Genomic DNA, 26,029 nt, shown 5'->3' on the forward strand with positions numbered 1-26,029 from the left:
TTCTTCTCCTGTTCGCGCAGATGCGCCAGTGTTTCGGTTGTGCGCTCTGCGCGCTTCAGTTGCGGTTCTTCGCGAGTTCGGCTTCGACCGATTCCATGAGGTGGTCGATGACCTCGGGCACGCCGATCTGGTTGATGAGTTCGGCGAAGAAGCCCCTCACGACGAGCCTGCGGGCATCCATTTCAGAAATACCGCGGCTCATCAGGTAGAAGAGCTGCTCATCGTCGAAACGTCCGGTCGCCGAAGCATGACCGGCGCCAGCGATTTCACCGTTCTCGATCTCCAGGTTCGGCACGGAGTCAGCCTTCGCGCCCTCGGTGAGCACGAGGTTGCGGTTGAGTTCGTAGGTGTCGGTGCCGTCCGCGGTTTCACGGATGAGGCAGTCGCCGATCCACACGGAGTGCGCGTCCTCGCCTTGGAGGGCGCCCTTGTAGGTGACCCGCGAGTAGCAGTTCGGCTGCGAATGGTCCACGAAGACTCGGTGCTCGAGGTGCTGTCCGCCGTCCACGAAGTACAGGCCGAGCATGGTGAGTTCCCCACCGGTCCCACGAAAGTCCGTGTCCGAGCAGATACGGACGAGGTCGCCGCCGAAGGTCACGACAATGTGCGTGAGCTTCGTGTCCTTGCCGAGGGCGAGGCGGTGATTCGAAGCGTGCAAGGAGGTGTCGTCCCATTCTTGGATGGCAACGAAGGTGAGCTTCGAGGCGTCGGCCGCGTTGAGTTCGATCGTCTGATTGAGGGCCGCTTCGGGGCTGCCGCGGTGCGAAAGGATGATCGTCGCTTCGGCGAGCTCACCGACTTCGATGCGGATGTGCTGGGGTCGGGTTCCCTCAATGGCATCGACGTTCAGGCGGATCGGCTCAGCCAGGACGCTTTCCTTGGGAATCGTGATGATGGTGGACTCGGTGAAGGTGTTCCATGCGACGACGGCTGTGCGGTCGCCGGGGGCGAGGACCGTGCCGAGGCGCTCATCGTCGCGGCCCGCCTTTTCAACGATCACGCCTTCGGGAGCCTCAACGGTGACGGGGGCGTCGCCCTCGGCGTAGGAGGCGGGGTCGAAGAGGCGGTCGATTCGCCGGATCGGGGTAAAGCGCCAGTCCTCTTCGCGCCCACGGGGCACGGGAATCGCTTCGAGGTCGAAGGAGACGGGACGATCCGCGCGCGAGGCGTGGCCTCCCTCTTCGTTCGGACCGTGCGAGTGGGGCTTGGCCATTGCTGTTGCGGTGGTCATATCAGCCGACGGATCCTTCCATCTGCAGTTCGATGAGGCGATTGAGTTCGAGCGCGTACTCCATCGGGAGTTCCTTTGCGATCGGTTCGACGAAGCCTCTGACGATCATCGCCATCGCCTCGTTCTCGTCGAGGCCCCGGCTCATGAGGTAGAAGAGCTGGTCGGCGGATACCTTTGAGACAGTCGCCTCGTGACCCATTTCGACATCATCCGTGCGCACGTCGACATAGGGGTAGGTGTCTGTCCTTGAGATCTTGTCGACGAGGAGCGCATCGCACAGCACATTCGACTTCGAGTGGCGTGCCCGCGCATTGACTTGGACGAGACCACGGTAGGAGGTGCGGCCGCCTCCTCGGGACACGGATTTCGACACGATGGACGAAGAGGTCTTCGGAGCCATGTGGACCATCTTCGCGCCGGTGTCCTGGTGCTGACCGGGGCCTGCGAAACCGATGGACAGGGTCTCGCCGCGGGCGTGATCGCCCATGAGGAAGCACGCCGGGTACTTCATGGTGATCGCAGCACCCATATTGCCGTCGACCCATTCCATGGTGCCGCCTTCTTCCACGATGGCGCGCTGCGTCACGAGGTTGAGAACGTTGGTGGACCAGTTCTGGATCGTCGTGTAGCGCACGCGTGCGCCTTTCTTCACGAAAATCTCAATGACGCCCGAGTGCAGGGAGTTCTCGTCGTAGATCGGGGCGGTGCACCCCTCGACGTAGTGAACATAGGAGCCTTCGTCGGCGATGATGAGGGTGCGTTCGAACTGGCCGAGAGCCGCAGTGTTGATACGGAAATATGCCTGCAGGGGGATGTCGACGCGCACGCCCGGCGGAACGTAGACGAAGGAACCTCCCGACCATGCCGCAGTGTTGAGTGCGGAAAACTTGTTGTCACCGGAGGGAACGGCTTTGCCGAAGTACTCGTTGAAGATCTCCGGGTATTCACGAAGACCGGAGTCGGTGTCGAGGAAGATGACGCCTTGGCGTTCGAGGTCTTCTTGGATCTGCTGGTAGACGACCTCGGATTCGTACTGCGCGGCGACACCTGCGACGAGGCGGTTTTTCTCAGCCTCCGGGATTCCGAGACGGTCGTAGGTGTTACGAATCTCCTCGGGCAGGTCCTCCCAGTTCTTCACCAGACGATCAGTCGGGTTCACGTAGTAGCGGAATGCGTCGAAGTCGATCCCGGACAGATCCGGACCCCAAGTGGGCATCGGTTTGCGGTCGAAGATTTCAAGGGCTTTGAGGCGGCGCTCGCGCATCCACTCGGGTTCGTTCTTGTGATCCGAGATGGAGCGGACGACCTCGGCGTTAATGCCGTATTCGGCATCCTTCGCATAGTCGTCGTTATCGCGCCAGCCGTACTCGTATGCGCCGATCGACTCGATGATCTCGTCATCGGTCATGTGACGGTCATCGAGGTCTGCGACCTGCGGTGACTGGGTCATATTAATGTCAACCTCTCAATTAAACGGTGTGCGCGCTACTTGCGAAGCGCGGCACGGGCTGCGGGGTGAATCACGGGTGCTCCCACAGGAATGTGGGTGGTGCACACGTGGTCCCCTCCTGCCAAGGTGGCGAGTCTTTGAACATGGACGTCGAGTAGCCTAGCGAAGGCTTTGGTCTCCGCTTCACACAGCGCCGGGAAATCGCCCGCGACCTGCTGAATCGGGCAGTGGCCCTGGCACAGTTGCACGGCGATCTGTCCGCCGCCAATATCACGGACTGTTGCGGCGTAGCCGTCTTGAGTGAGCGCATCAGCGAGGGCGAGGGCGCGGACCCGAGGGTCACTTCCCGCCGCCCGGACGATGGGCGCGTAGCGTCTTTCGATCTCGCGGGAGCGGGCTGCGGCGAATCCTTCGACGGCTTCTCCCCCGCCGACTTGCCCGAGATAGCCGAGCGCCTTGAGTGCGAGTTCCGAGTAGCCTTCGGGCAGGCTCGTGTGAGCGTTCTCGGTGGCGACGTAGTGGCGTGCGGGGCGGCCGCGTCCTCTTTTGCCGATGACTCCGGGTTCGTGTTCAACGATTTGTCCGGAGTTGAGGAGGATCGTGATGTGACGACGCACTGCGGCAGTTGTCAGGCCAAGGATCTTCGCGATCACGGTCGCCGTCACGGGGCCCTTTTCAACGATGAGGTCGAGGACTTGTTCGCGCGTGCAAACGTCTTGTTGCTCCGTCACGGCCTCTCCGTTCATCTCGCCACCTTCAGATATGGCAAGTCTACGTCCTTTTACGCGCCATAGGCTTCACTTAATTACTATTCGGGCACTTTCGTGTAGCGAAATAAACGAAGATCACAACACGGTGACACATCCGCGCTGAAATGCGCGGATTCTCAACGCATCCAGGGAGCATCGCTGGGACGAAGATCCTGCCAGTTCCTTGCGCGCGCAGCAGCTGCGGAGAGGATTCCGACAAGCGCAGTGGGATTGTGAATCCGCCCGGCCAGAACATGGCTGACCGCCTCGTCGAGACTCACCCAGGCGCTCACCATCGTCGCCTCCTCGTCCTCACGTGTGAAGGTCTGCTCAGTCTCACTCACCTCACGGGCGAGGAAAACCCTCAAGGACTCGCTCGAACCACCCGGGGAGGTGAACAGGTCGACGAGCACATCCCAGCGCCCCGCCTCCAGATCCGTCTCTTCGGCGAGCTCACGCGCGGCCGCTACCTGGTAGTCCTCTCCTTCAATGTCGAGAAGCCCAGCTGGGATCTCCCACAGTTCCGCTGACACGGGGTGACGATACTGGCGCAGGAGCAACACCTCCTCTTCACCGGCTTGTCCGCGCACCGCGAGGACTCCGACGGCCCCCGGGTGCTGCGTGTACTGGCGGATCACGGGCTCGCCTTCGTCGGACACGCGCACTAGGTCTTCCTTGAGGGCGATGATTCGCCCCTGCCAGATGCACCGCTGTTCGACGAGTTCACGACTCGTCTTCCGGTCGCACAGACGTGACTTTTCCTCGGGCGTAATCTCCTGCAAGCTCACCGGAGTCCTCCTTGGTTGAACAGGTGAAGCATCACGGAAGAGTCGGCATGAGTGACTGGGCACTCGGCTCCGATCCGAAAGCACGCGCCGAGGCGGAAGCGTCCTTCAAAGCTGCAGTGGCTGAGACTGCGGAGAGCGCGGTTCCAGGAGAGTCGATGGTCGTCACGGGGTCCGCTGCGGCCCTGATGGAGGCGACCATTGACGTAGAGTCGTGGGCGTCGCCGATAATGACACCAGACTTCGGGGCGGAAGGAAGCGCTCGGGCAAGGCCTGACCAGGCCCTCGGAGAGGCGATGGACCCGGCAGATTGATCGGCGTCTTGCGACTGGGAGGAGTCTCTGGCGCCCACGACGACGATCGCCGTCGCAGAGCCTGCAGGATCGGTGTTAATGCTCAAGATCGGTGTGGAGTCATCCGTGAGGATCTCCTGAACGAGGGCCGTCTCAGGTCCTGTTGAGGTCAGGGCCGCGACAATGGCGTAGCCGATGACCGCTTCGGAACTCGCATCTGAAGGCAGTGATGGCAGATGAGCTGCCAGCGGTGTGGCCAAGGTTTCACGGTATTTCGCCATCGCACTGGATTCCCAGTTCGAGGTGAGGGCCGCTGAGCCAACGACCTCGGCTCCGGCTGCTTGGAGGCGCTCGGACACCATCGTCGAATCCTCAGCGTTCGCACCGGGAAGGGAGACGAGGGCAACCTTCGTGCCCGTCAAAGTGCCTTTGAGACGCTCGTCGGCAAGGGAGATCAGGCCCTGAGCGTCAGTGTGCGCGATCCTCGTGACCTGTGTGAGCGCTTGCGCGTCGACCTCGTTGGTCGAGGCCTTCGTGGAACGCAAGGAGTCCGCGAGTCGTGATTGGAGCGGGCCCGCGCCAAGCACGACGCCAATCGCGAGAGCCGCGAAAACCGCGATCAATGAGACGAGGTGGTAACGGAAATTCAGCATGCGAATGCTCCTTGAATGAGCGCGGTCAAAGCGGCGGGCTCTTGGGCGGTGTGGTTCGTTCCCCACTCCACGAGCAGGCGGAAAAGATCTTGGCCAAGGGGCGTTGACCAGAAGGCGGCTCCCAGTCCTGCGAGCATCGCGATAAGGAGGAAGACGAGCCATGTGGAAGAGATGCGAGGACGGTGGGTGGCGGCGACCGCCTTCGCACTGACGAGGGCATCGCCGGCTCCAAGACGCGTGAAGAAAGAGGGGGCCATCGCGCTTCGCCCACGGTCGACGAAATCGTCGAGGTCGTGGCTTGCACCTGCGATCACAATGGAGGAGGCCCCCGAATGCGTGGCGACGAGCAGGGCCGCATCCTCTGAGGTCCCCGACATTTCAATCGTCTCGCAGCCCAACCCCATACGGTCGAGTCTTTCATGACCTGCGGTCAGGCCATCGTGGCCGCGGCGCAAGATCCGGTGCTTCGCGTGACGCAAGACACCTTCTTTCATCTGGTCCATGTCACCGACGACGAAAGTGGGCTTCAGGCGGCGTTCCTTCGCCAGGTTCGCTCCCCCGTCGATGCCAAAGACGATCGGGGCGGCGTCTGTGATCCAGCGTTTCAAAGACTTGAGATCCTCGTTTGCGTGCTCGTCGTCGAGCACGAGGAGCACGGGATGCCCCTCAATCTCCTCGCGGTACGTGGGCACGCCCTCGCCTTTCAAAAGGGCGCCGTCACGTTCGAGGTATTCGTCGATTGATGCCGCGAAGGAGCCGATCTGGGTGGAGATCATGCGCCGTTGTTCGCGTTCGTCGTTTTCAAGGTCTGAAGCGTCGAGGAGGTGCCCGTTTGCGATGACGTCTCCTGCGCGCAAGATCTCTTGTCCGCGCACTTGGAGGGTTTCTCCTTCACGCACGGTCATGATGTCGGGGCCCAGATCGTCAATGACGAGGATTCCCGCGTCGAGAAGGATCCTCGGTCCGAGGACGAAGTGGCGTCCTGAAGAGGAGGGCGCGGCGTTGAGGACCGCGATGGGGGCTTTGGACACGAGGGCGCGCGCGGAGGCTCGATCAAGGTCGCTCTGGTCGATAATCGCGATCTCGCCGGGTTCGATCCGCGTTACAAGGTTGCGGATGCGGCCGTCGACTCGTGCGAGCCCAGTGATCAGGGTCGGTGTCGCCGAAGAGTTTCGTTCTTCCATCATCCCTGTGATTGTGGCATGGCTGAGGTGAGGACCTCGATCGCGTTGCGGCGTGCCGCCTCGGAGTGGGGATTTCCACCCATCATTCGTGTCAGTTCAGCTTCCCTTTCGCTTCCGCTGACCGCCGTGACACTCGTCAGCCCTTGCGTCTTTGACACGACGAGGTGGGTGGAGGCGAAGACGGCGACTTGCGGCAGGTGAGTGACGACGATGACCTGTTTGTTCTTCGCGAGGCGGGCAAGGCGCGAACCAACTTCACTTGCGGTTCGTCCGCCAATGCCCGAGTCGACTTCGTCGAAGATGAAGGTGTGTGCACTCGAGTTCTCGCCGAGGACGACTTCTAGGGCGAGCATGATTCGTGAGAGTTCACCGCCGGAGGCCCCTTGTCCGAGGGGTCGGGCTTTCGTGCTCGGGTGTGGGCGCAAAAGGAGCGTGACTTCGTCGAGTCCGTGGGGGTTGGGGCGCGCCTTGACGACCTCGATTTCCAGGTGGGCGTCTTTCATTGCGAGCCCGGCGAGTTCAGCATCGACTTGTCGTGACAGTGCGGAGGCGAGGGCGAGTCGGGATTTGCGTAATCTTGCGCCGATCTCTAATACGCGTTCTTGAGCTTTAAGGAGAGCTTGGCGCACTTCTTCGGGGTCGGAGGCGGAGCCTGTGAGCTCGTCGAGGCGTTTGCGCGCTGCATCCGCCCACGCGAGGAGTTCAGTGACGTCTGAGACGCGCCCTTCGAGGAGGTTTTTGATCTGGGCTCGTCTTGAGTGGATCTCGGAAAGGCGAGCGGGGTCGGTGTCGAGGTTTCGCAAGTAGACGCGCAGGTCATCGGCGAGGGTCTCCACATCGATGATCGCCGATTGGAAGCGGGCGTGGAATTCCTCGAGTGAAGGATCGAGTCCCTCCCCCTGGGCGGTCCGCTCCCCCGCTTGGCGCAGGAGGGAGGCGGCACCCTCGGCGTCTTCTGTTCCTGAAAGCATCGCGGCTGCGGCGCCCACGTAGGAGCGCAGGTCCTCCACGCCCATGAGGCGTCTGCTTTCGAGTCTGAGTTCCTCGTCTTCGCCCGGATGCAGGTCAAGGGCGTCGATCTTTCCGAGGAGCTCGCTTAGCTCTTCCATCTCACTCGCGCGGTCTTCGCGGTGGAGGAGGAGGTCGTCGAGTTGGCGTTTGAGGGCGACGGCCTCGCGCCAGGCGGCGTGGTATTCGTCCATGAGTGCCGCGTGCTTTTCACCGCCGTAGGCGTCGAGGAGTTCACGCTGGGCGGCCGGGGACTTCAAACGCATCTGCTCAGCTTGGCCGTGGATTGAGATGAGGGGGGAGACGATTTCGCTGAGCAGGGAGGCTGGGACGGGTCGTCCGCCCAGGTGTGCGCGAGATCGGCCTTGAGCGGCGAGGGTGCGTGAGACGATGAGTTCTCCCTCGTCGATGCTCGCTCCCGCTTCGAGGGCGGCCTCTTTTGCGGTTTCATCGGCAAGGAAGACGCCGTCGACTTCTGCGCGTTTTTCGCCGCTTCGGACGAGGGCGGGGTCGGCGCGTCCTCCGAGGAGGAGTCCTAGGGAGGTGAGGACCATTGTTTTGCCCGCACCGGTTTCGCCTGTGAGGACTGTGAGGCCTTCACCGAATTCGAGGACGGCACGATCAATCACGCCGAGGCCTCGGATTTCGATCGTGGAGATCATCGCTTCTGCATCCTTTGGGCGCTGCGCCATCCTCGAACGGGCAGGTTGAAGCGTTCAACGAGGCGTGTTGAGAAGGTCGTGTCGTCGAGGCGCACGAGTTTCACTGGGCGCGCACCGACGGTCGTGGATACCACTGAGCCTGCGGGGAGGACCATGCAGCGGGTGCCGTCGCTCCACATTTCCGGTTCTTCCCAGTTCTCCTCGAGGATGACGACGTCGAGCCTCGTTGAGGGGCCGACGACGAGGGGGCGGGTGAAGAGCCCGTGGGCGGCCAGGGGCGCAACGACGATTGCTTCTGTGTCCGGCCAGACGACTGGCCCGCCCGCTGAGAAGGCGTAGGCCGTGGATCCTGTCGGTGTCGCGAGGATGATGCCGTCCGCACCGTAGGTTGATACGTCTTGTCCGTCCACTGCGAGTGCGAGGTGGACGGGGTGGGCGACGTCGGCGTGGATGATCGCTGTTTCGTTCCACGCCCAGTCCCGTGTGCTCGTGCCGTCGAGGAAGTGCACGACGACGTCGAGAGTCATGCGTTTTTCGATCCGATAGTGTTCGTCGGCGATACGCCGGGCCACTTCTTCGAGGTCTGGGCCAATGTCTTCGGCGAGGAAGCCCATGTGTCCGAGGTTGACGCCGAGGAGGGGCACGTCCCATTTCCTCGCGCTTTCCGCTGCGGAGAGGATCGTGCCATCGCCTCCCATTGCGAGGACGAAATCGGGGTGCTTGCTGTCTTGCTCCGCAATGACGCGGATACCGAGGTCTTCAAGTCGTGCCTGGATGACGGACGCCGCCGTGATCGCGTCAGGCCGGTGGATGTGGCGCACGAGCATGACGGTGTTGATCATCGTGTGTCCTCTCCCCCGCCGGCGGGTCTCCTTCTGACTGCGTCTTCGATGCGCGAGTGCAACTCCTCAGACGCTATCGCATCTGAATCGCCTGCGCGCATGTGAAGGAAGTACTCGACGTTGCCGGAGGGGCCGGGAAGCGGAGAAGCCTCGATCGCGAGGATCCCCAGGCCATTGTCCATGGCGCAGCGTGCGACGCTCTCCACGGTTTCGACGTGGTGCTCCGGGTTGCGAACGACGCCCCCGTGGCCGAGTCGTTCTTTGCCGATTTCGAACTGCGGTTTCACCATGAGCAGGAAGTCCGCATTTTCGGCGGCAACGGCAACGAGGGCTGGGATGACGAGGGTGAGTGAAATGAAGGACATGTCGCCCACGACGAGGCTCGGCGCCGGATCGACGTCGCCTGCTTTCATTGTGCGAACATTCGTGCGGTCGCGGACTTCGACTCGGGGGTCGGATTGGAGACGCCATGCGAGTTGCCCGTAACCGACGTCAACGGCGACGACCGAGGCGGCGCCTCTTCGCAGCAAGACATCCGTGAATCCGCCTGTGGAGGCTCCAGCGTCGAGGCAGCGACGTCCCCTGACGATAGGCGCTGCTTCGCCGAGCGAGTCGAGAGCACCAGCGAGCTTATGGGCTCCGCGTGAGACGTATTCGATCTGTTCGGATTCAGCGATGACAATCGCCTGGGCGGGGTCCATCTGACGAGCCGGTTTCATCACCACTTCCCCGTCAAGTTTGACTCTTCCCTCTGCGATCATCTCTTGGGCGTGGGTTCGTGAGCGCGCGAGCTTGCGGCGGACGAGTTCAGAGTCGATCCGTCGAAGTCTCATGACTGTTCCGGTGCGTCGAGGCTTTCTCGAAGGCCTCGCTCCAGGGTGGAGAGCATGTTGATCTTCACCTCGAGGGGGGCTTCGTCAAAGTCGGCGAGTAGGGCCTCAGCGTCGACACTCTGGGTCCCGGCGGGGGGCCGCCGGGACCCAGGAAGCGGAGTGCTCATTCGAGTTCGTCTCCGGAGCTCTTCTCGGGCTTTTCTTCGCTCTCCTCGTTCTTTTCGATCTGAGGAATGCTCAGGAGTTCGTCTTGAGTTTCTAAAAGGAGTTCGGCTTGAGCAGGAGCCTCTTCAGGCTCAGCCTCAGCAGGAACCTCCTCAGGCTCAGCCTCCGCAGGAACCTCCTCAGGCTCAGCCTCAGCGGGAACCTCTTCAGGCTCAGCGTCTCCGGGAGCCTCTTCAGACTCAGCCTCCGCAGGACCTTCTTCAGGCTCAGCCTCCGCAGGAGCCTCCTCAGGCTCGGCTTCCACTTCAGGCGTCACGCGCTCATTGTCAGCCGCTTCGCTTGCGGCCTCCTCCACGCCTTTGGCACCGGCCTTTTCAGACTCGGCCTCGTCCTCGCTGCCCTGCTCTTCCTGGGGCTCTTGCATTTTTGCAATTTGAGCAAAGTCATCGGATTCGACCCCTTCTTCCGTTTCAGCGAGGAGCCGTTCGAGCTCTTCTTCGCCGGGGAGGAAAGCCGGGGTGTCGAGTGCAGGATCGAGGCCATCAGCATCGGAAGAGAGCTCAGCATCCGTAGCATCGAACTCTTCGCCCTGCGCCTTCTCATCGGCTTCGTCGAGGACTAGCGGGGCTTCGATGACGCCGGAGGGGTCAGCGTTTTCAACGACCGTGATCGTGGCACAGCGCGGGGCGCGGCCAGACTCGTCCGCGTAGTCCCAGGCGGCAGCGGCGAGTGCACGGTAAGTGTCGAGCGTGACCGTGTACGACTCCTCGGCTTCGAGTTCGACATCATCAACCAGGAGCGTGCCGTATCGAGTCGCTTTCACGACCTGCGACTCACCACAGGTCCAGGTGTTGTCACGGTGGTGCTTGGCGCGCGGGTGCTCTTCGAGGAGGCCGCGCATGTCGAGCGCGAGGAAGCTCGGACGCTGACCGCGCTGCGCGAGGATGACCTCGCGGGCGCCGTGAACGCCGGTGAGGACGTGCAAGGAGGGGATTCCCGCTGAAACGGCGCCAGCGATGTCGGTTTCGAGGCGGTCGCCCACCGCGATCGGCTTCTCGGAGTCGACGAGTGCGGCTCCGCGCAGGTAGATGCCCGGTTCGGGCTTGCCTGCCGCGATCGGGCGGGTGTGTGTCGCATGGGAGATCGCTCTCACCAGGGAACCATTGCCGAGGGCGAAACCGCGTTCTTGCGGCAAGGTCGCGTCAAGGTTGGTGGCGAAGTAGGCTGCTCCGCGTTGAATCGCGAAGGCCCCTTCGGAGAGCATCGCCCAGTCGATGCTCTTATCGAGTCCCTGCACGACCGCGACGGGTTCGTCATCTGCCGAATCGACGAGGACGTACCCGGCGTTCTCGAGTGCCTGGCGCACGCCGCTTCCGCCGATGACGAAGACCTTCGAGCCGTCTTCGATGCTTTCCTTCATGATCGCGACAACATCCATCGCGGAGGTCATGACCATTGAAGCATCGGCTTCGAAGTCCATGCTGTTGAGTTTGTCGGCGACCTGTTCGGGGGTGCGCATCGCGTTGTTCGTGAGGAACACGGTCTTCATGCCTTGAGCGCGAGCCTCCACAACCGATGGCGCGGCGTGTTCGAGCGGAGAATCACCGTTCCACGAGGTCCCATCAAGATCGAGGAGGACCGCGTCGAAGAGTTCGACGAGCGGAGTCTCTGTTCCTCGAAGGGCGGTCCGCTTATTGTCGACGTCGCAATCCGCGAAGAGGGAGAGGTCGACGATCTCCGTGTCTTCGATTTCTTCGGGAAGATTCGCTTCGACCTCGTCAGCTTCCGATTCGCGTCCGAGTTCACGCAGACGGTCGATCTTCACTTCCATGAGTCTGCGGAGCAGTTCAGGATCCGTGTCGGCTGGCAGAGCGGCGAGTGCGTCGTCAACGATGAGGAGCCCGACCTCGTTCTCACCAAGATCAGCTCGAGCACCGGAGGAGACGAGGATGAGTTCGACCTGTTCGGAGAGCTCCATGCCCTTTGTCGTGGTGGCGTCGATGATTTCGATGGCTTTCTCGGGACGTCCGAGGCCGCGTTCGCAATCCGCTTCCACTGCGCGCAGGGAATCGTCACCGCGCATGCGTCGCACGGCGCGTACCTCGCGCAGGGCTTCTTCGTAACGGCCGGAGGCGTATGCGGTGAGAGCCGCCGCCTCACGGACCACGTCGACCCGTCCGGCGCGCGAAGATGCTGCTGCGGCGTGCTTGTAGGCCTCTTCAGGGTCAAGGTCGATGAGCTGTCCGGCCATCACGAGGTGACGGGCGACAATGTCTTTGTTCGGGCCGGAAAGGGTGTTGAGTGCGCGAAGCGCGTTGGCGTCGAGTTCCTCGGCGGACACGCCCGCGGGGATCGTCGGCTCGTCCGGATTCGGGGAGATATATTCCTCCGTGGAGGAGAAGTTCTGGTAGTCGGCGTCTTCACGGCGGGGTCCGCGCCTTTCGTCGCGGCCACCTGCAAAGCTTCCCTCTCGGCGTTGGCCGAATCCGCTTTCGCGGCGGTCATCACGACGTTCGTTGCGGCGCTCATCGCGGCCACGGTTAAAGCCTCCTGCGCGCCGGTCATCGCGGCCGCCAAAGCCTGAGCGTTCACCGCGACCACGCTCGTTGAAGTCGCGCCCGCGGTTAAAGCCTCCCTCTCGTCGATCGTCTCGCCCGCGGTTAAAGCCGCCTTCTCGACGATCACCACGCGCATTGAAGTCCCGACTGTCGCCGCGACGATCCGAACGCTCACCGTAGGAACGATTCGAATCCCGATCGAAACGACGCTCCCCATCACGACGATTCCCGAATCCGCCCTCACGACGATCGTCGCGGCCGCGACCGTAGCCTCCTGCGCGCCGCTCATCACGGCCGCCAAAGCCTGAGCGTTCACCGCGACCACGCTCGTTGAAGTCGCGCCCGCGCCCAAAACCGCCCTCACGGCGGTCATCTCGCCCTCGCGAGTCACGCCATTCCTGTCGGCGTTGGAATCCACCACGGCCTTCGTGTCCGCTTCGTCGCTGCTCGTCTGCCATAGTGTCTTCCTCTATTCCGCGCCATCTGCGCTTGTTGATTCGCACGGATTCGCACCGCGCGTTGAAAATCATGATCTGCTTCCAATCCTAACGAAGACGGGAAGCAAACAGGAGGCGCCCTCATGAGCATCTGCCCACAATCCAGAGCACCATCATCTGGCTCTTCGCGGTTGTGCGTACCCGATACCCTTGTACCTATTCTTCGCAATTGAGGGTGCAGGTCCGACTGGCGTGTCGGTGTTGGCTTGGTGTCGGCTCCCTTCATCGGAAGGCCCCGACCGGATTCTATGGGTGATTGCAGGGGGTCTTTATGGTGTTGCGTTCGACCGAAATTGACTACCCCGATCCGAACGCACAATTAACCCGGCAAGGTTGCCGCGCATGCGAACAGCGTTGATCAGGCGCATCTCATACAAGATGGAGCCGTTTTCGTGTGGGACCCGAGATTGAAAAGTGTCGACGATCCGGTTAGAGAACACGTCCCAGGCAGCGTCATTATTCGCTTTGCTGTGCTTTCGCAAGTCAGGGCGCTCGGTGACGTCCATACGGTCGCAAACGCTTCGATGCATCAGCGCCGGACCGGTGACCGCGTCCTCATCTTTTGCATCGATAACCGTGCACAGGTCGCCTGGGATAACAAGACCATAGGGATGCTTGCTTCTCACTGGCGTTTCTTCTCTCGCAAAGTGCTCCACCACTGGTTTTCGGGGCTCTTCTCATTTGAGGGTGTAGTGATGGTGTTACCTGGGGGCGGGTGGTGTTGCACGAATGGCCCCGTTGAGCCGCTGCGATCTCGAAGTTGTCGGTGGCTTCCCAAGAGCCCTTGTCGCCCACGAGTTCAGCTCTGTGGAGGAAGTTGAGTGCTTGGGCAAGCGCGTTGTCGCAGGAGTCTGCCTTGGAGCCCGCCGAAGTGACGGCATCACCATCGGCGAGGGCTTGCCCCTAGCGGATCGCCCCGTAGCGCACACCCCGATCCGAATGATGGATAAGGTTCTTCAAAGGGTCTTTGCCGCGCCTACGCTACCAAAACGCTACAATTAACGCATTCAAGGCAAGGTCGGTGTACAGGCTGGTCGAGGTGGACCAAGCGAGGATCTGAGCCGAGTAGAGGTCGGTGACGAACGCGACGTACGCCCATCCCGAGTATATTGTCACATAGGTAATATGTGCCACCTACAAGCTGTTGGACGCGAGCGCAGCGAAACGCCACTTCACTAGTTGTACTGATCGGGGATGTTGGTTGAACGAGTGCGATCCGGAGGTGTGAGCGCACGGAGCGGGCCTTGCTGGTTGAGTGGTTGTTGCGACAGTTCCCTCAAGCTAGGAAGGCCCTCTTGTGTCCCACGCTGACGCAGCTTTGACTGCGCGCGCCCGTCTTCGAGTCTCTCAACTCGTCGTCAACGAGGGGTAGCCGATCTGCGAGGTCGCCGCCCGATTCCAGTGCGCTTGGCCCGCGGTCAACCCCAGGGCCAAGCGATGCGCCGTGGGCGAACCAATGTCGAACGTTCCTCTAGTTGTGCTTCCTCGGGAGGTTGTGAGCGCGTTGCGCGGGGGTGGGGCCTTTGATGCTGGTGTGGGGACGGTGGTGATTGTAGGTGTGGAGCTAAGGCGCGTAGGCGGCTTCGCGTTCGGTTTCGCTGGTGTAGGGGCGCGTGTAGGCCCATTCGGCTGCGAGGGTGCGATTGAAGCGTTCGACATTCCCGTTCGTAGGGAGACGGTAAGGCCTGGTGTACCGGTGTTTGACTGTGCCTGTGAGCGCCTCGTTGAACACGCGCGATCGGTAGCACGAGGCGTTATCGGTCATCACCGCGGTGACCGTCACGCCCAGGCTCTCGAAGAACGCGTTGGCGCGGGTTCAGAATCCCGCTGCGCTCTGATTGCGTTCGTCGTCAAGAATCTTTGAGTACACCACCTGGGAATAGTCGTCAACAGCGTGGTGGAGGTGGCGGTAGTCGCGTGAGCCTGCCGCTCATGCTCGAGCGGTTTGGCTTTTCGCCTCGAGCTTGCTTCAAGGTCCTGAGCAAAGACTCGGCCGTGGACACGCCAACCGCTGCCGAGGATGCGTGCGAGCTTCTTGATGTCCACATGAACCAAATCACCCAAAGCGGGCCTCTCATAGCGCACCGGCAGCCCGCTAGCCCGGTCCACGTGCGCTAGGAGGAGCATACAGGTAGCGCTCCAGGACCCGCCCGACACCGGTCCACCCACCGCTTGACCGTCGTCGGCGAGCATCCAAACCGTTCAGCCACCCTGCACATCGACCACCCCCATCGAGCACCAAAGACACCTGGCATCGCCTTCCCTCCGGACTCAACGGTGCATTAGCGTGCGTCACGAAGGCCTTCTTGTACGAACTGTGAGTGTGATTACCCACATCCTGCCAAAAAGGCCTTCACCATACCCACACCGTTCACAACCTCCCGAGGAAGTACACCTAACCCCCTGTCGCTATAACCTGCACCAGCCCCCAGGCCCCGATGAGCATTTCCTGGATCGAAAGACCCTGGACGCGCCACCCGAAGATGAGCATGCGCTCTTACAAGAACAAGAATCGTTTGCTTACCCAATGAGGCCGACACTTCATGTACAGACGGTACCGATCCGCCTGCGTGGCAATACTGGCACGCTCACACCGCCCACTTTGGCGAGTACGCCCATTACGCCAGACCTTGCCCGTCTGTTTCAACGCACCAACACCGTGAGCCGCCTGCGCGAAGTTCAAACCATCCACAAGAGCCAAAACACACGCCCAACGCCGAACCTGACACGCCAACCTACGCCAGGGATACACAACCCCACCAAAACACGACCAAAACCAGCCACAACGAACCCCCTACACAAAGACCCCGTTGCAACCACCACAAAAACCTAGCCCTTAGAATCCAACCAACCTCCCACACACAACTATGGCGAGGTAGAGCATCGTATTACTCCCCACTCTACGATCAACTACAATGGCGGTTACTTTTCGTTGCAAGTCGGCTACGATTCCCCGTGTGAGATTGTCGAGGGAAGAGGGATTTTAAGCTGTGTCGAGATACTGTAATGACATTCCCACTATGAGGTGGCACTTCCGGTGAGCACCGTATTTCAGGACTGCTCGAATCCCCGATGCATGGGCAGACGAACGGTACACCGCGGAATGTGCACTCGCTGCGGCATGCGCCAGGCAGCTCCCGGTCCGTCTTCTCCCACCCCCTCGAGTGCTGTTCCGGCGAATGGTCAGTCTGACAGTTCTCACCCGCTGCCGCAAAGAGCTGCCCCACAAGCTTCCCCTCCAACACGGGCGTCCTTTCAACGATCAACTCAGGAACCTCTTCCGCCGACGTCGCGAGCGGTCTATACCAATTCGACTTCGAGTATTCACCCCACTTCAACAAAGGCAGGAACGATCGAGGGCAGGATAGTAAACCTTCCCGATCCCAGGATGGAGTCGGTCGAGATCGGCATGGGCAGCGCGCTCGCTTTTGCCGCCGCGAGTTTTGTGATGCTGCCCATCAGAGCGATCTTCGTGCTCCTAGCCCTCGTTTTCACTCCTTTTCGAACATTTCTTCCTTTCCTCCTCTTTGGAAGATCTACGAAAGCGCTCGAAAGGCGTGAAGTACAGGTGCCCCTCCATGCGTTCACACTCGAGAGGAGCTCGACCGGCGAGCGGATAGATGTCATTCTACGAGGGGAACTGTCAGGTGGTTATCTTGCTCTTGGAGATCTTGTCTTGGTGGATGGGCGTCAGAAACGGTCGGGCATCGTTGAGGCACGAAAGATCACCAATCTCGAGAAGGGGACGAGGATCAGCGGCCGTGAGCATCCCGCGATCCGGCGAGAGCGAGCACAGATCATGGCTGGTGTTTTCCTCCTCGTTGTGATCATTCTCTGCATCGCTTCCTGGTTCCTGAACTGAGCAGCATTATGATGGGGGACAATACCGAATCCACCGTGGACAACTTGGCGATCGAACCTGAACACTGCCCTGAATTGACCGAGTTCAACGACACATCACTCATTGAGATAGGACCAAGGGCTGAACTCCACGGCGCCGTTGACGTTCAGGAATTCAGGGAATTCTACGAGGGCGACTACATCGAACGTGGAACCGGAACGAGAGAGGTTTTTCCCTTCGAAGATCCCCGCAGCTTTGTCACGGAGATCAATCCACACTACGTTGACGGTGGGTATGCTTACGAAGTGAACTGCTCTGACTGCGCACGTTGCGTCGAGTCACGTTGGCGGGGAAGAGCTGTGGAGGCCGCAGGCAATCGCCGTGACGGAGAGCCGCTCGAACGGATGGAACGGTGGACGGGGGAAAGAAACTATGAGGCAACTCCAGCCGAGATCCGACGGGCTCTTGAGTTCGGCGGCCCCGGCTCAAGCGCGATTATCGGAACGCAGTGGGAAGGCCCGTTCGACGGGGGTCATCATTACAATGTCGTCAACAATCGTGGAACCCTGGAAGTCGTTGACGGCCAGATCGGCCGGGTACTTAGCTTCGACAATGAGTGCATTCACGCCATGCTCGACTCATACACTGGACTGAACCATCACGTGGTTGCGTGGGACGCTCGAGGACGGAGGATCCTGTGAGTTACGAACTGACTGAGGCCCAAGCGAGGGATATACTGCGCCGAGAGGGATCTCTCGCCGCTAACGTGAAGGAATATGATGCCGTCGAGACAGAGGGCGGCTTTTGGTTTCGTCGGCGCCAAACTTCCGCTGGGATTATCGGTGCTTTTCCGAGAGTTGTATCACACAATGGGCGAACCGGCACAGTTCGCCTCGGGGAAACCCCAGAGTCCGCAATTGCACGGATTTCCGGTAGTTTATGAATTTCGGGCTCGCTGAGGTTCTACTTGGAAAGCCTCCAAGATCGGACGAATCAGAGGAACGTGCTGCCGAGATCCTCGATTCTCTCAACCATGGATCCGTGTACGAAGCGTGCACGGCCCCCTCATTCCGTTCGACTGCATGGATGCGAGTACGTGTCCTCCCTTCGAGGGAGCCTGAGTCGCCCCTCCCATTTGAAACCCTTCTCAGAGCATTATCTGGTGGACTGAACACTGTTGAAATCCTCATATCGTCGACGAGAGGCGAACTTGAGTTCAGGATCGGCTCGAATGCTCAGACACTCGAAGAATGCAGGCGCCTCCTCGCACCAGGCTTGCTGATGGAAAAAGTACCGTCTGCCGGAACGCTCCCACGCGATGGATTCGGCGCTGTGTTCAGAGTCAAGGCAGAAATCTCCACCCGCGATCCCCGAGACAAAGGCCGCGTTTCTCTTCTTGATAAGCTCGCAGTTCTTGAGGATGGGTGGGCATTGCTTCTACGCTTCGAAGCAGTCCAACCCGAAGATATTTTACCAATCCGATTCCAATTGACAACACTTGAGGATGAAGCCGCTTCAAGCACACAGATTTCTTACGCTGTTACACAGACTGTCAGTAAGGTCAAGATTTCCCACCGATGGTCAAAAGTCACCAAGTGGCTCGCGGTACTCGAAGGACTTCTCGACGAAGGAGAGGGAGAGGGGCTGTGGGCTGTCGAGACCTGGCTTCTCGCAAATGACCGAAAGCGAAGATCCGGCGCATTTACAGCGCTTTCCTCCTCGATCCGGTCACGCGAAGGGCGTTGGTATTCAACGCGAGAGGTGGAGATCAATTCGGCTGGAGTCTCACCAACGTCTATTCTGCCAACGGCTGATCTAGCTTCGCTTCTTGAAACGCCTCTACGCTCATTCAATGGCCTCGAGGTGCGTCCAGCCCCACCCGATTCGCGTCGTCCTGCCGTTGGCGGCGACGCGCTTGTTCTTGGCACTTTCCTGGGGACTTCTGCGACAGCATCTATCCATATTAGCGATCTTGAAGGGCACGGGTTCATTACGGGAACAACAGGGTCGGGAAAGACGACGACTCTTCACACCATACTTGTATCGTTGTGGAACGAACATCGGATTCCTTTTTTGATAGTCGATCCGGTAAAGGACGACTACTCGAATATTTCCGACCTTTTCGATGGGGGAATTCAAGTCTTCCACGGAGCAAACATTCGATTCGATCTTCTCAGCCCGTGGTTTGGCGAAGAGCGACGCAGGCACATCACGCAAATTGCTGATGCCTTTCGCGGTGCCTTCACAATGCCTTCACCAACCCCCTACGTCGTTACAAGGCTTTTCGATCAACTATCGCTCATGCCTGGCGAGGGTCGTGGGGCCACTCTCTTCGATGCCAGGGACATGGTGCCAAAACTTGTTGCCTCCCTCGGGTACGCTCCTGAGCAGGAAGCGAATATTTCCGCGGTTCTTATGACCCGTTTAGACCTTCTTCTTTCGCCGGTTCGGGCTCACCGCTTTGTTTGGCCCGATACTGCGCTGATCGCGGATCTATTTGATCGTCCCACAGTTGTGACGCTCTCGGATCTTGGTGACGAGGAAGAGCGCTCTTTCCTTGTTATCCTCCTTGCAATCGCCGCCGCTGAACGGGCACGATCACAGAGTGTCGGGAGGGATGGCCCGAAGCGCTCTGTCGATCACGTGCTTGTTCTTGAAGAAGCCCACCGTGTTCTGCCCGAGGTTGGCATGGGGCTTGCAGACCCGGAATCAGGATCCGCAAAGAGAGTTGCGACCGAACTTCTCTCTTCTATGCTCTCGGAGGTCCGAAGTTACGGAGAACAGATAATTGTCGTCGACCAGAGCCCGTCTCGTGTTTCTTCCGAGGTTATTCGGAACACTAACCTCAAAATCGTTCACAGGGTTGTCCACCCCGACGATCAAGAGATAATGGCGGGCGCTCTTGGACTCGATACAGCTAAAAGGAGTGTACTCGGATCTCTTGGACGTGGAACTGCTGTGCTCACAACGAGGATGGAGCCGAGTGCGCAAACTATCGCCGTACGACGAGCTTTCCCGACTCGAAAGAGAAGCACTGTTTTTCCTGCAGAGGTTGTCTCTCCTTGGCCGTGTTCCTGCAAATCCCGACAGCATTTCGACGCTTGGGGACGAGCCCATCGTGCAGCCAGTCCGATGGCAGAATTTCTTGCTTCCCTAATGTGGGGAGAGGGCGACGGTCGAGAGGCAAGGGCTCGTATTCGCTCCCGCCTCGTCGCTATCGCAGAGGGAAACCAACAGCTAGTCAACTGTCTCGCCTGGTCAGGGCTCCGTACCCTTCTTTCAGATCGAAGACGTCTCGGCCACGCTACTGGCCCGCACTCAGCGGACGCGATGCTTACCCAGCTCTTTGACGCGTGGGCTTCAGGTCGGCCACTCACAGCATTCGAATTCGAGGACGAAATCATCTTTCCAACCAGCCGTGTTCGTGCAGACGGGGCACGGGGATTGTCCTGGGAAGAACGGGCCATTGCACGTTCGCTTCTCTCCGAAGAACCCCGTGACGGATTTGCTGCGCTTCGGACCGACTGGCGTAGGGGCATCGGTGACGTTATCGGCCGCCTCAATGAAATACGCAGAGATTTCGACCCCGTTCTCGGAGAAGGAACTCCTCGGCTCCTGCGTGTGCTCGTATTCGTCGCAGTCGAGCAAATGAAGCTATCAGACAGCGTCGCCCATGAGATTCTCGACCGTTCGGGGCTATGATTCCCTGATACGAGACCGTCGCGAGATCAGAACGAAATTCCGGAAATCCTTCGCAGCCCAGTCGCTAGTTCACGGATTGATTGCTCGATCGCGTCGGATGAGGCATGACGGCGCTCCTCATAGTCGGCTAATTCACCTAAAGCATCTGCAGAATCCTCTCCGAGCCCACAGGTAATAATCCGGATGCCATCGGCACGGATTTGCGCGGCAATCTCGAGTGCACGCTCACGATCGCCAAGGTCCCCATCCCCAAAGATTGCGATGACCCGGTCGCCGCTAGGGTCATCCTTCAGATCAGACCAAGCCACCTTCAGTGCCGGGACAACATTGGTGCCCCACCGCGCTTCCGCTGTTCTAAGAAGCTCTAAAGCCGCATGTGACTCACGCCGAAGCTCTACGTGCCCTGCTACGGCGCCATGCCATAGAACTAAACCGACCGAGTAGCCCCCATCTGCCGCTTCCGAAAGAAAATCTTCGGCTCCACGCTTTGCGGCGTTGAGAGGCTCCCCCTCCATCGAGTACGATACGTCAAGAGCGAGGACGACGGCGCCTCTGAAAAAAGAAGAAAGCGCTTCGAAGGCCGGACCGACAGGGTACTCCGTTGCCTCCATCGATTCAAACTGTCTCTTCATCCATTTTGCCATCGAATCCACCACACCTTCAACCGATCAGCGCAAGACCGCCAACACTCGATTTCTGTTCCTCTATCTCCCTCTCGTCAACCACTCCGTTGACGAATGCTTCTAGCTTAAGCGGGGCCCCCGTATCGTGCATCTTTGCAGACATCTCGACACGACCGTTCGAGTCAAGTAAAATAAGAAGATCAACAGGGGTTCCCGCATCTAGCGGCGGGATTCCTGTAATCTGTGCGTCAAAAACGATCGAGTTGTTCTCCAGCCGTTGTGATGGAAATATACCGTTCTGTTCCATGATCCGCACACGGATGGCAGGCTGCCGGTCCTGAATCGTGGCAAGAACGATCGCCCTTTGTGCAGGGAGACGAGTTCCTCTAGGAAAAATTGGAAGAACAATAGGTATTGGGGAGAACGGTGCAGCGGACGACATAATCCTTACTCCGAGCTGCCGAGAAAGCACGTTCCCGATTCTCACGGTGGAGTTATGCGAAATGATACGCTCTGCATAGAGAGCAGCTCCGCGTGCGACAGCACGATCGGGATCCACTGTTTCAACGGGAAGAGAAAACGTACGTTCGATCGCCCTCCGAAGCATCGGCATCCTCGTCGAACCACCGACAAGAAAGACCTTCGTCGGTTTTGGCCCACCCCGCTTTTTAGATTCCTCGACGGTCCTTTCTGCGGCTTCGACGCAGATTCTGACGAGATCCGCCGATGCGCGCTCGAATTCTGCACGCGATATGCATACTGTGCGTCTAACGCCATTATATTTTAAAGAAACCGTCGCAGACTCATGTATCGACAAGCGCTTCTTTAGAATTTCAGATTTGAACGACACTTGGTCCACAAATTCCAAATCCGCTTCTGCATTCGAATCAATTCCGGCTTCGAACAGGCGCCGCCATACGAGCGTTTCAACACGCCGATCCCAGTCGAGTCCACCGAGACGACGTTCCCCGTCAACGGCCCAGACTTTCTGATTCTCTCCCCACCATTCAATAAGAGCTACGTCAAACGTCCCACCACCAACGTCAACCACGAGCGGAACTTCTCGAGAATCCTCCGAAAGCACCGCACAGGCAGCAGCAACAGGTTCGGCAAGCAATTCGAGACACTCTATACCCGCTATCCTTGCAGCTGCCCGCGTCGCTTCTTGCTCCGCCAAACCAAAATAAGCTGGGATGGTGATGACCGCTTTTAGTTCTTCTGGGGCACAATCAAGGAATGATGCGCTATCGCTTGCGATGCGACGGAGAATAATCGCCGAAAGAGCTTCCGGCGTGAAGACAGCACCACCAACGGCGAACGATTCTTCCTTTCCCATATACCGCTTAATTCCGACGACGATTTCTTCATTCGTTCCGAGAAGCACCTTCGCGTCGTCACCAACTAAGACTCTACCATCACTTTCAAAGAGAATCACGGACGGCGTCAAATCACGTCCGGTTGAAGAAGGGATCACCCGCGTCTCACCATTTTGTGAGATCATCGCACAACTGTAGGTTGTTCCGAGGTCTATACCAATTACAGGCATGTCGACCAACCTCTCCTTTGTTTTAACCTTCCCAGGGGAAAGGGATCGCTGTCGAGAGTTCATAGCTTACCAATGAAATTTCATTGTACACCGCATTGAAAAGCCGCAGCCCATTACCGTCAACAATGATCCACAAACCTAGAAAAAACGCGATAGCGCAGACAAAAATAATATGAATAAATGACCAAAAAACTCGGTACAACGTGTAACTTCTAGGGACCTTAATGTCACGCATCAATTTTCCCTTTCATCGCGAATTAGAAACAGGGGTAGCTGGCAATTTGTTCGAAAACTCCACGGCTGGAAGAAGAGATACGGGAGATCCCTCGGCCGAGAAGAGCCAATCAAGTACAGCGATTGGTGAGGTGCGTGACCACTCATCCTGAACATTCAGCGAATCGACCGCAAAATAAACGACTTCTTTAAAGTCCGACTCGAATGTCCGAACAAGCCCCTCAATCCCCGTTTCTACGAGCCATGAACGCACCGATTGCGAGGAACTCGGATCGATGCTCACACCCGCACCAGTGCGGCGAAGAAGATCGAGCTTGGAGAGCACGACGCCGAGACGTCGGCGCTTAAGACTGATACCAGCATCACGTAATCGCTGTGCCACCGACTGGTAGGCGTCCTCTTGGTCGGAACTTGCGATCTCGTCCTGAATTCCTCCGGATACGTAGAGATCGTCGAAGACTCGAGGCAGCGCGAGAGGATCAAGGACGAAGATCATCGTCTTAGCTACGTCGAAATACGAGAGCGCTGAGCCAGAATCGCTTGTTACAAAACGCTCTCCGGCAACGTCCACAAAGTGAACCTCGAGCTGTTTACCACGCGCGTCCAAGAAAATGAGCGGCGTTCCGTTCGGTTTTTCCTGGCTCGGTGTCTTTGCCGTTGTCGTCCTCGAAAAAATTACGGAACGTGCTGTCTGGAGAACGCTATTAGCTTCGGGCGTTAAGGCTTCGACACTTCCCTTTTCCTTCACAAGTGCCCGCTCTGCTTCAACCAGAGCTGCTGAAACTAATCTAGTCTTACCGGCAGAAATCGCTCCGAAAACGGGGATTCGGAGCGTCATGCGCGTTCCGGCGCCACTCGGTAAAGTTGCGCGACATGAGGGGCAAACCGATTCAAGTACATTGGAAGCGTGAGTAACTGTTGTTGGTAATACAGCTCCACAGCCGCAGAGACGCTTCACAATTCCAAGTGCCCCTGGAGAAATGTCCGCGTGAATCTCTTGGCATGAAGAGCACTTGTATACCGGATTTGAATACTCCGCATAGCAAAAAGGGCAGGCGGAGCTCGCGTGTACAAGCCGCCGTTTAATCTTTTCGAAAAGGGAGTAGGCAGACGTGACCACAAACTGAAGAAACCAGATTCCTCCCCCGAGTATGAGCATCACGACTGTCCAAACGCCAACAGACATGACCAGTCCCGCACTAAAGGCAATGACGAGCGGAAGGAGAACAAGTATCCAGAAGAGCATGTTGCGGAGCCCGATGATAATTAAGTGAGTTTTGCCGATCTCCTCGGGCCCATGGTCGCGGACAGCGGCAGACCATGCGGCGAATGCGATCATCTGACGTTTTGTCTCACCATGGATGGCCCTCATGTCCCTGCGCCCCTGGTACGGAATATACAGGGGCCAAGCTCGATCCCATCCGAAGTGCCGCGCAAGACCCCTTGGGGCACGCTGGTGGAATACCTCTCCGGCAACAACGAGATCAGGAGAAGCAATCTCAGGCTGCACAGAAGAATGTCCCCAGAGAACGCGTATGGGAACTGCACATCCGCTAATCACTCCAACGGAAAATGCAATAAAGAATCCAATCGCAAACAAGACGACAACGACCGCGAGCACCTTTAAGATTACAACGAGCAGTATCCAAAGAAGATAGAATACTGCTGCAACAATGAGCACGAACGCTATGATCGCAACAAGTAAAATAGCAAGTCCATCATCCATTATTCTGTCTCCTTTTTGAAAACTCTCTTAAACACGCGAATCGTTTTTCTAGAAAGCCTTCCTCTCTTCGTTTGCTCCGCAAAATTGGCAAGCAATTTCTGACTGCGAAGGCCAAGGAATTGCGTCGATTCGGCGGAAAGTAGACGCACCCGAAGTTCATTGTCATCACAAACCCAGGTGAGAAAATCCTCAGCCACTGCAGATTGGACGGATTTTGAATCTATCTCGAGCCATTCGAAGAAAATGTGAAGCAGCGGAGAAATACGTCTGGGATCAGACTTTCGCGATTCGAAGTCCCGACGCAGGCAAGCCTTCCAGAGAGTAAAATTTTTACCGACAAGAGTCGCAAAAGCACCTTGATTCCGCATATCGCAGAACGGGCTGACCATCTCATGGGGGATCGCCCAACCACAGGAGTCCAGCAAATTTGCGAGTCGGATTACGTCAATCTGAGCGCAGCTCTTGTTTCCAGATTCAAGCTCACTCAAAACAGACAGGGCTTCAACAGTTGCTAGCGCAAGATCAAGAAGGGAACCGAAACTCACGACATTGCTTGAAGTAGCGATCGCCGTGAGAAGAGGGGAAAATCTAGGAACTGGGCGGAGATTCCGTGCTGCTGTTTCGTATGATGCGAAGATACGGTGGCAGAGTCTATCTTCAAGAAAACCAACGCTCTCAAACCAGGCTTCAACAACCGCGATGTCTTCAGGTAACCGGCAATCAGCGAGGTAGTAGACCCAAGATCCAGGAGCCGGTCGGGGACGTTGGGATAAACGGTTGATTCTCTCCTCGATCCTGGCATCAGCGAGCGTAGCAGCCTCCCGCCACAGGTCAGCCAGGTGACGGAGTGGATCCGCAGCGTCCAGCTCATTAATGAGTGATGACCATTTTCCGCCCTCAAGCTCTTCGAGCGCAGATCTGTCGCCCGATTCCCACGCAGAAATAAGGTCTGTCAGCACCACGCGCAAGAGTCCTTGATGAAACCTGTCCGGGGCGCTGAGAATTGAGAGATCACCGCTGCGGATATCCTTAGCAATAGTCTCCTGAGCTAATCTCAACGCGTCAGACTCAAGGTCAAGGTCCAGCAATGTCGCACATAAGTAGAGTGCATAAACGAATCGTGTTTCGCAAGAAAATAGACGGCTCGACACTAAGTTTGAGGCGAGCTGTTGTGCCTCCGCATTGTTCCACGAGAAGATCATTATGCCGAAATGTTTGGCAAGTTGCCCCTCCCACACCGCGAATTCAGAATCCGAGGTTAGTGCAGCCTCCAGGCAATGAAGTACAAGGCTTTCGGCAAGTTCAACATGTCCGTTGAGAGAGAGGGCTGCGACCGCTGTGGCGGAGGCCCTGACCTCTGCATCATCTGTCGGCATTCGAGCAACGAGAAGATCCATCAGGGAGTCACCATGATCGAAAATCTCATCCTCATCAGCAGCCAGAACTG

Annotated in this window: 18 protein-coding genes and 2 pseudogenes; 4 read left to right on the forward strand and 16 right to left on the reverse strand. The window is 58.5% G+C overall.

All coding sequences use genetic code 11. The annotated features are described in order from the left end of the window. Window positions 1-55: 55 nt before the first annotated feature. The 11 genes from sufD to JFX23_RS08340 form a co-directional block, all read right to left on the reverse strand. Window positions 56-1,231: a Fe-S cluster assembly protein SufD gene (gene sufD, locus JFX23_RS08290; RefSeq protein ID WP_198776501.1), complete on the reverse strand. Its 1,176-nt coding sequence runs from the start codon at window positions 1,229-1,231 to the stop codon at window positions 56-58. 1 nt (window position 1,232) lies between these two features. Beyond that, window positions 1,233-2,681, reverse strand: a complete 1,449-nt coding sequence (sufB, locus tag JFX23_RS08295) for a Fe-S cluster assembly protein SufB (RefSeq protein ID WP_233050705.1) — start codon at window positions 2,679-2,681, stop codon at window positions 1,233-1,235. Window positions 2,682-2,716: 35 nt separating this feature from the next. Beyond that, window positions 2,717-3,427, reverse strand: coding sequence for a helix-turn-helix transcriptional regulator (locus JFX23_RS08300; protein WP_005963562.1), 711 nt, complete (start codon window positions 3,425-3,427; stop codon window positions 2,717-2,719). 140 nt (window positions 3,428-3,567) lie between these two features. Further along, window positions 3,568-4,218 carry an NUDIX domain-containing protein gene (locus JFX23_RS08305; RefSeq protein WP_416153028.1) on the reverse strand — a complete coding sequence of 217 codons (651 nt, stop codon included), beginning with the start codon at window positions 4,216-4,218 and terminating at the stop codon, window positions 3,568-3,570. A gap of 31 nt (window positions 4,219-4,249) precedes the next feature. Continuing rightward, a complete protein-coding gene (locus JFX23_RS08310; RefSeq protein ID WP_198776502.1) occupies window positions 4,250-5,161 on the reverse strand; it encodes a copper transporter in 912 nt (303 codons plus the stop codon). Then, entirely contained in the window at window positions 5,155-6,348 is a 1,194-nt protein-coding gene (gene steA / locus JFX23_RS08315; protein WP_198776503.1) for a putative cytokinetic ring protein SteA, read from the reverse strand. The genes JFX23_RS08310 and steA overlap by 7 nt, the downstream gene beginning before the upstream one ends. Continuing rightward, a complete protein-coding gene (gene recN / locus JFX23_RS08320) occupies window positions 6,345-8,015 on the reverse strand; it encodes a DNA repair protein RecN (protein WP_198776504.1) in 1,671 nt (556 codons plus the stop codon). The genes steA and recN overlap by 4 nt, the downstream gene beginning before the upstream one ends. Then, window positions 8,012-8,857 carry an NAD kinase gene (locus tag JFX23_RS08325; RefSeq protein ID WP_198776505.1) on the reverse strand — a complete coding sequence of 282 codons (846 nt, stop codon included), beginning with the start codon at window positions 8,855-8,857 and terminating at the stop codon, window positions 8,012-8,014. Before JFX23_RS08325 ends, recN begins: the two co-directional genes overlap by 4 nt. Then, complete coding sequence (locus JFX23_RS08330) at window positions 8,854-9,690, reverse strand: TlyA family RNA methyltransferase (RefSeq protein WP_198776506.1); 837 nt, start codon at window positions 9,688-9,690, stop codon at window positions 8,854-8,856. The genes JFX23_RS08325 and JFX23_RS08330 overlap by 4 nt, the downstream gene beginning before the upstream one ends. A 163-nt stretch (window positions 9,691-9,853) precedes the next feature. Beyond that, window positions 9,854-12,871 (reverse strand): HAD hydrolase-like protein, encoded by a 3,018-nt coding sequence (locus JFX23_RS08335; RefSeq protein WP_233050706.1) that lies wholly within the window; start codon window positions 12,869-12,871, stop codon window positions 9,854-9,856. Between the two features lie 308 nt (window positions 12,872-13,179). Further along, window positions 13,180-13,536, reverse strand: coding sequence for a hypothetical protein (locus JFX23_RS08340; RefSeq protein WP_198776507.1), 357 nt, complete (start codon window positions 13,534-13,536; stop codon window positions 13,180-13,182). 671 nt (window positions 13,537-14,207) lie between these two features. Between JFX23_RS08340 and JFX23_RS09440 the strand changes: the two are divergent. Continuing rightward, window positions 14,208-14,375, forward strand: a pseudogene (locus tag JFX23_RS09440) (IS481 family transposase); the annotation flags it as partial. A gap of 6 nt (window positions 14,376-14,381) precedes the next feature. On the opposite strand, the pseudogene JFX23_RS08345 reads toward JFX23_RS09440, so the two are convergent. Beyond that, a pseudogene (locus JFX23_RS08345) lies at window positions 14,382-15,206 on the reverse strand (integrase core domain-containing protein). 1,092 nt (window positions 15,207-16,298) lie between these two features. On the opposite strand from JFX23_RS08345, the gene JFX23_RS08350 reads away from it, so the two are divergent. The 3 genes from JFX23_RS08350 (at window position 16,299) to JFX23_RS08360 (ending at window position 20,453) form a co-directional block, all read left to right on the forward strand. Further along, window positions 16,299-16,772 (forward strand): hypothetical protein, encoded by a 474-nt coding sequence (locus JFX23_RS08350; RefSeq protein WP_198776508.1) that lies wholly within the window; start codon window positions 16,299-16,301, stop codon window positions 16,770-16,772. Between the two features lie 44 nt (window positions 16,773-16,816). Beyond that, window positions 16,817-17,452, forward strand: a complete 636-nt coding sequence (locus JFX23_RS08355; protein WP_198776509.1) for a toxin glutamine deamidase domain-containing protein — start codon at window positions 16,817-16,819, stop codon at window positions 17,450-17,452. A 385-nt stretch (window positions 17,453-17,837) separates the two neighbouring features. Continuing rightward, a complete protein-coding gene (locus JFX23_RS08360) occupies window positions 17,838-20,453 on the forward strand; it encodes an ATP-binding protein (RefSeq protein ID WP_198776510.1) in 2,616 nt (871 codons plus the stop codon). A 26-nt stretch (window positions 20,454-20,479) separates the two neighbouring features. On the opposite strand, the gene JFX23_RS08365 is transcribed toward JFX23_RS08360, so the two are convergent. From JFX23_RS08365 to JFX23_RS08380, 4 genes are all read right to left on the reverse strand, one after another. Then, window positions 20,480-21,097, reverse strand: coding sequence for a vWA domain-containing protein (locus JFX23_RS08365; protein ID WP_233050711.1), 618 nt, complete (start codon window positions 21,095-21,097; stop codon window positions 20,480-20,482). 16 nt (window positions 21,098-21,113) lie between these two features. After that, window positions 21,114-22,685, reverse strand: a complete 1,572-nt coding sequence (locus tag JFX23_RS08370; protein ID WP_332874692.1) for an Hsp70 family protein — start codon at window positions 22,683-22,685, stop codon at window positions 21,114-21,116. 184 nt (window positions 22,686-22,869) lie between these two features. Continuing rightward, window positions 22,870-24,582, reverse strand: coding sequence for a TRAFAC clade GTPase domain-containing protein (locus JFX23_RS08375; protein WP_198776513.1), 1,713 nt, complete (start codon window positions 24,580-24,582; stop codon window positions 22,870-22,872). Further along, window positions 24,582-25,979 (reverse strand): hypothetical protein, encoded by a 1,398-nt coding sequence (locus JFX23_RS08380; RefSeq protein WP_198776514.1) that lies wholly within the window; start codon window positions 25,977-25,979, stop codon window positions 24,582-24,584. Before JFX23_RS08380 ends, JFX23_RS08375 begins: the two co-directional genes overlap by 1 nt. Between the last annotated feature and the right edge of the window lie 50 nt (window positions 25,980-26,029).

It is taken from the genome of Schaalia cardiffensis (genome assembly GCF_016405145.1).
Lineage (GTDB): Bacteria > Actinomycetota > Actinomycetes > Actinomycetales > Actinomycetaceae > Pauljensenia > Pauljensenia cardiffensis.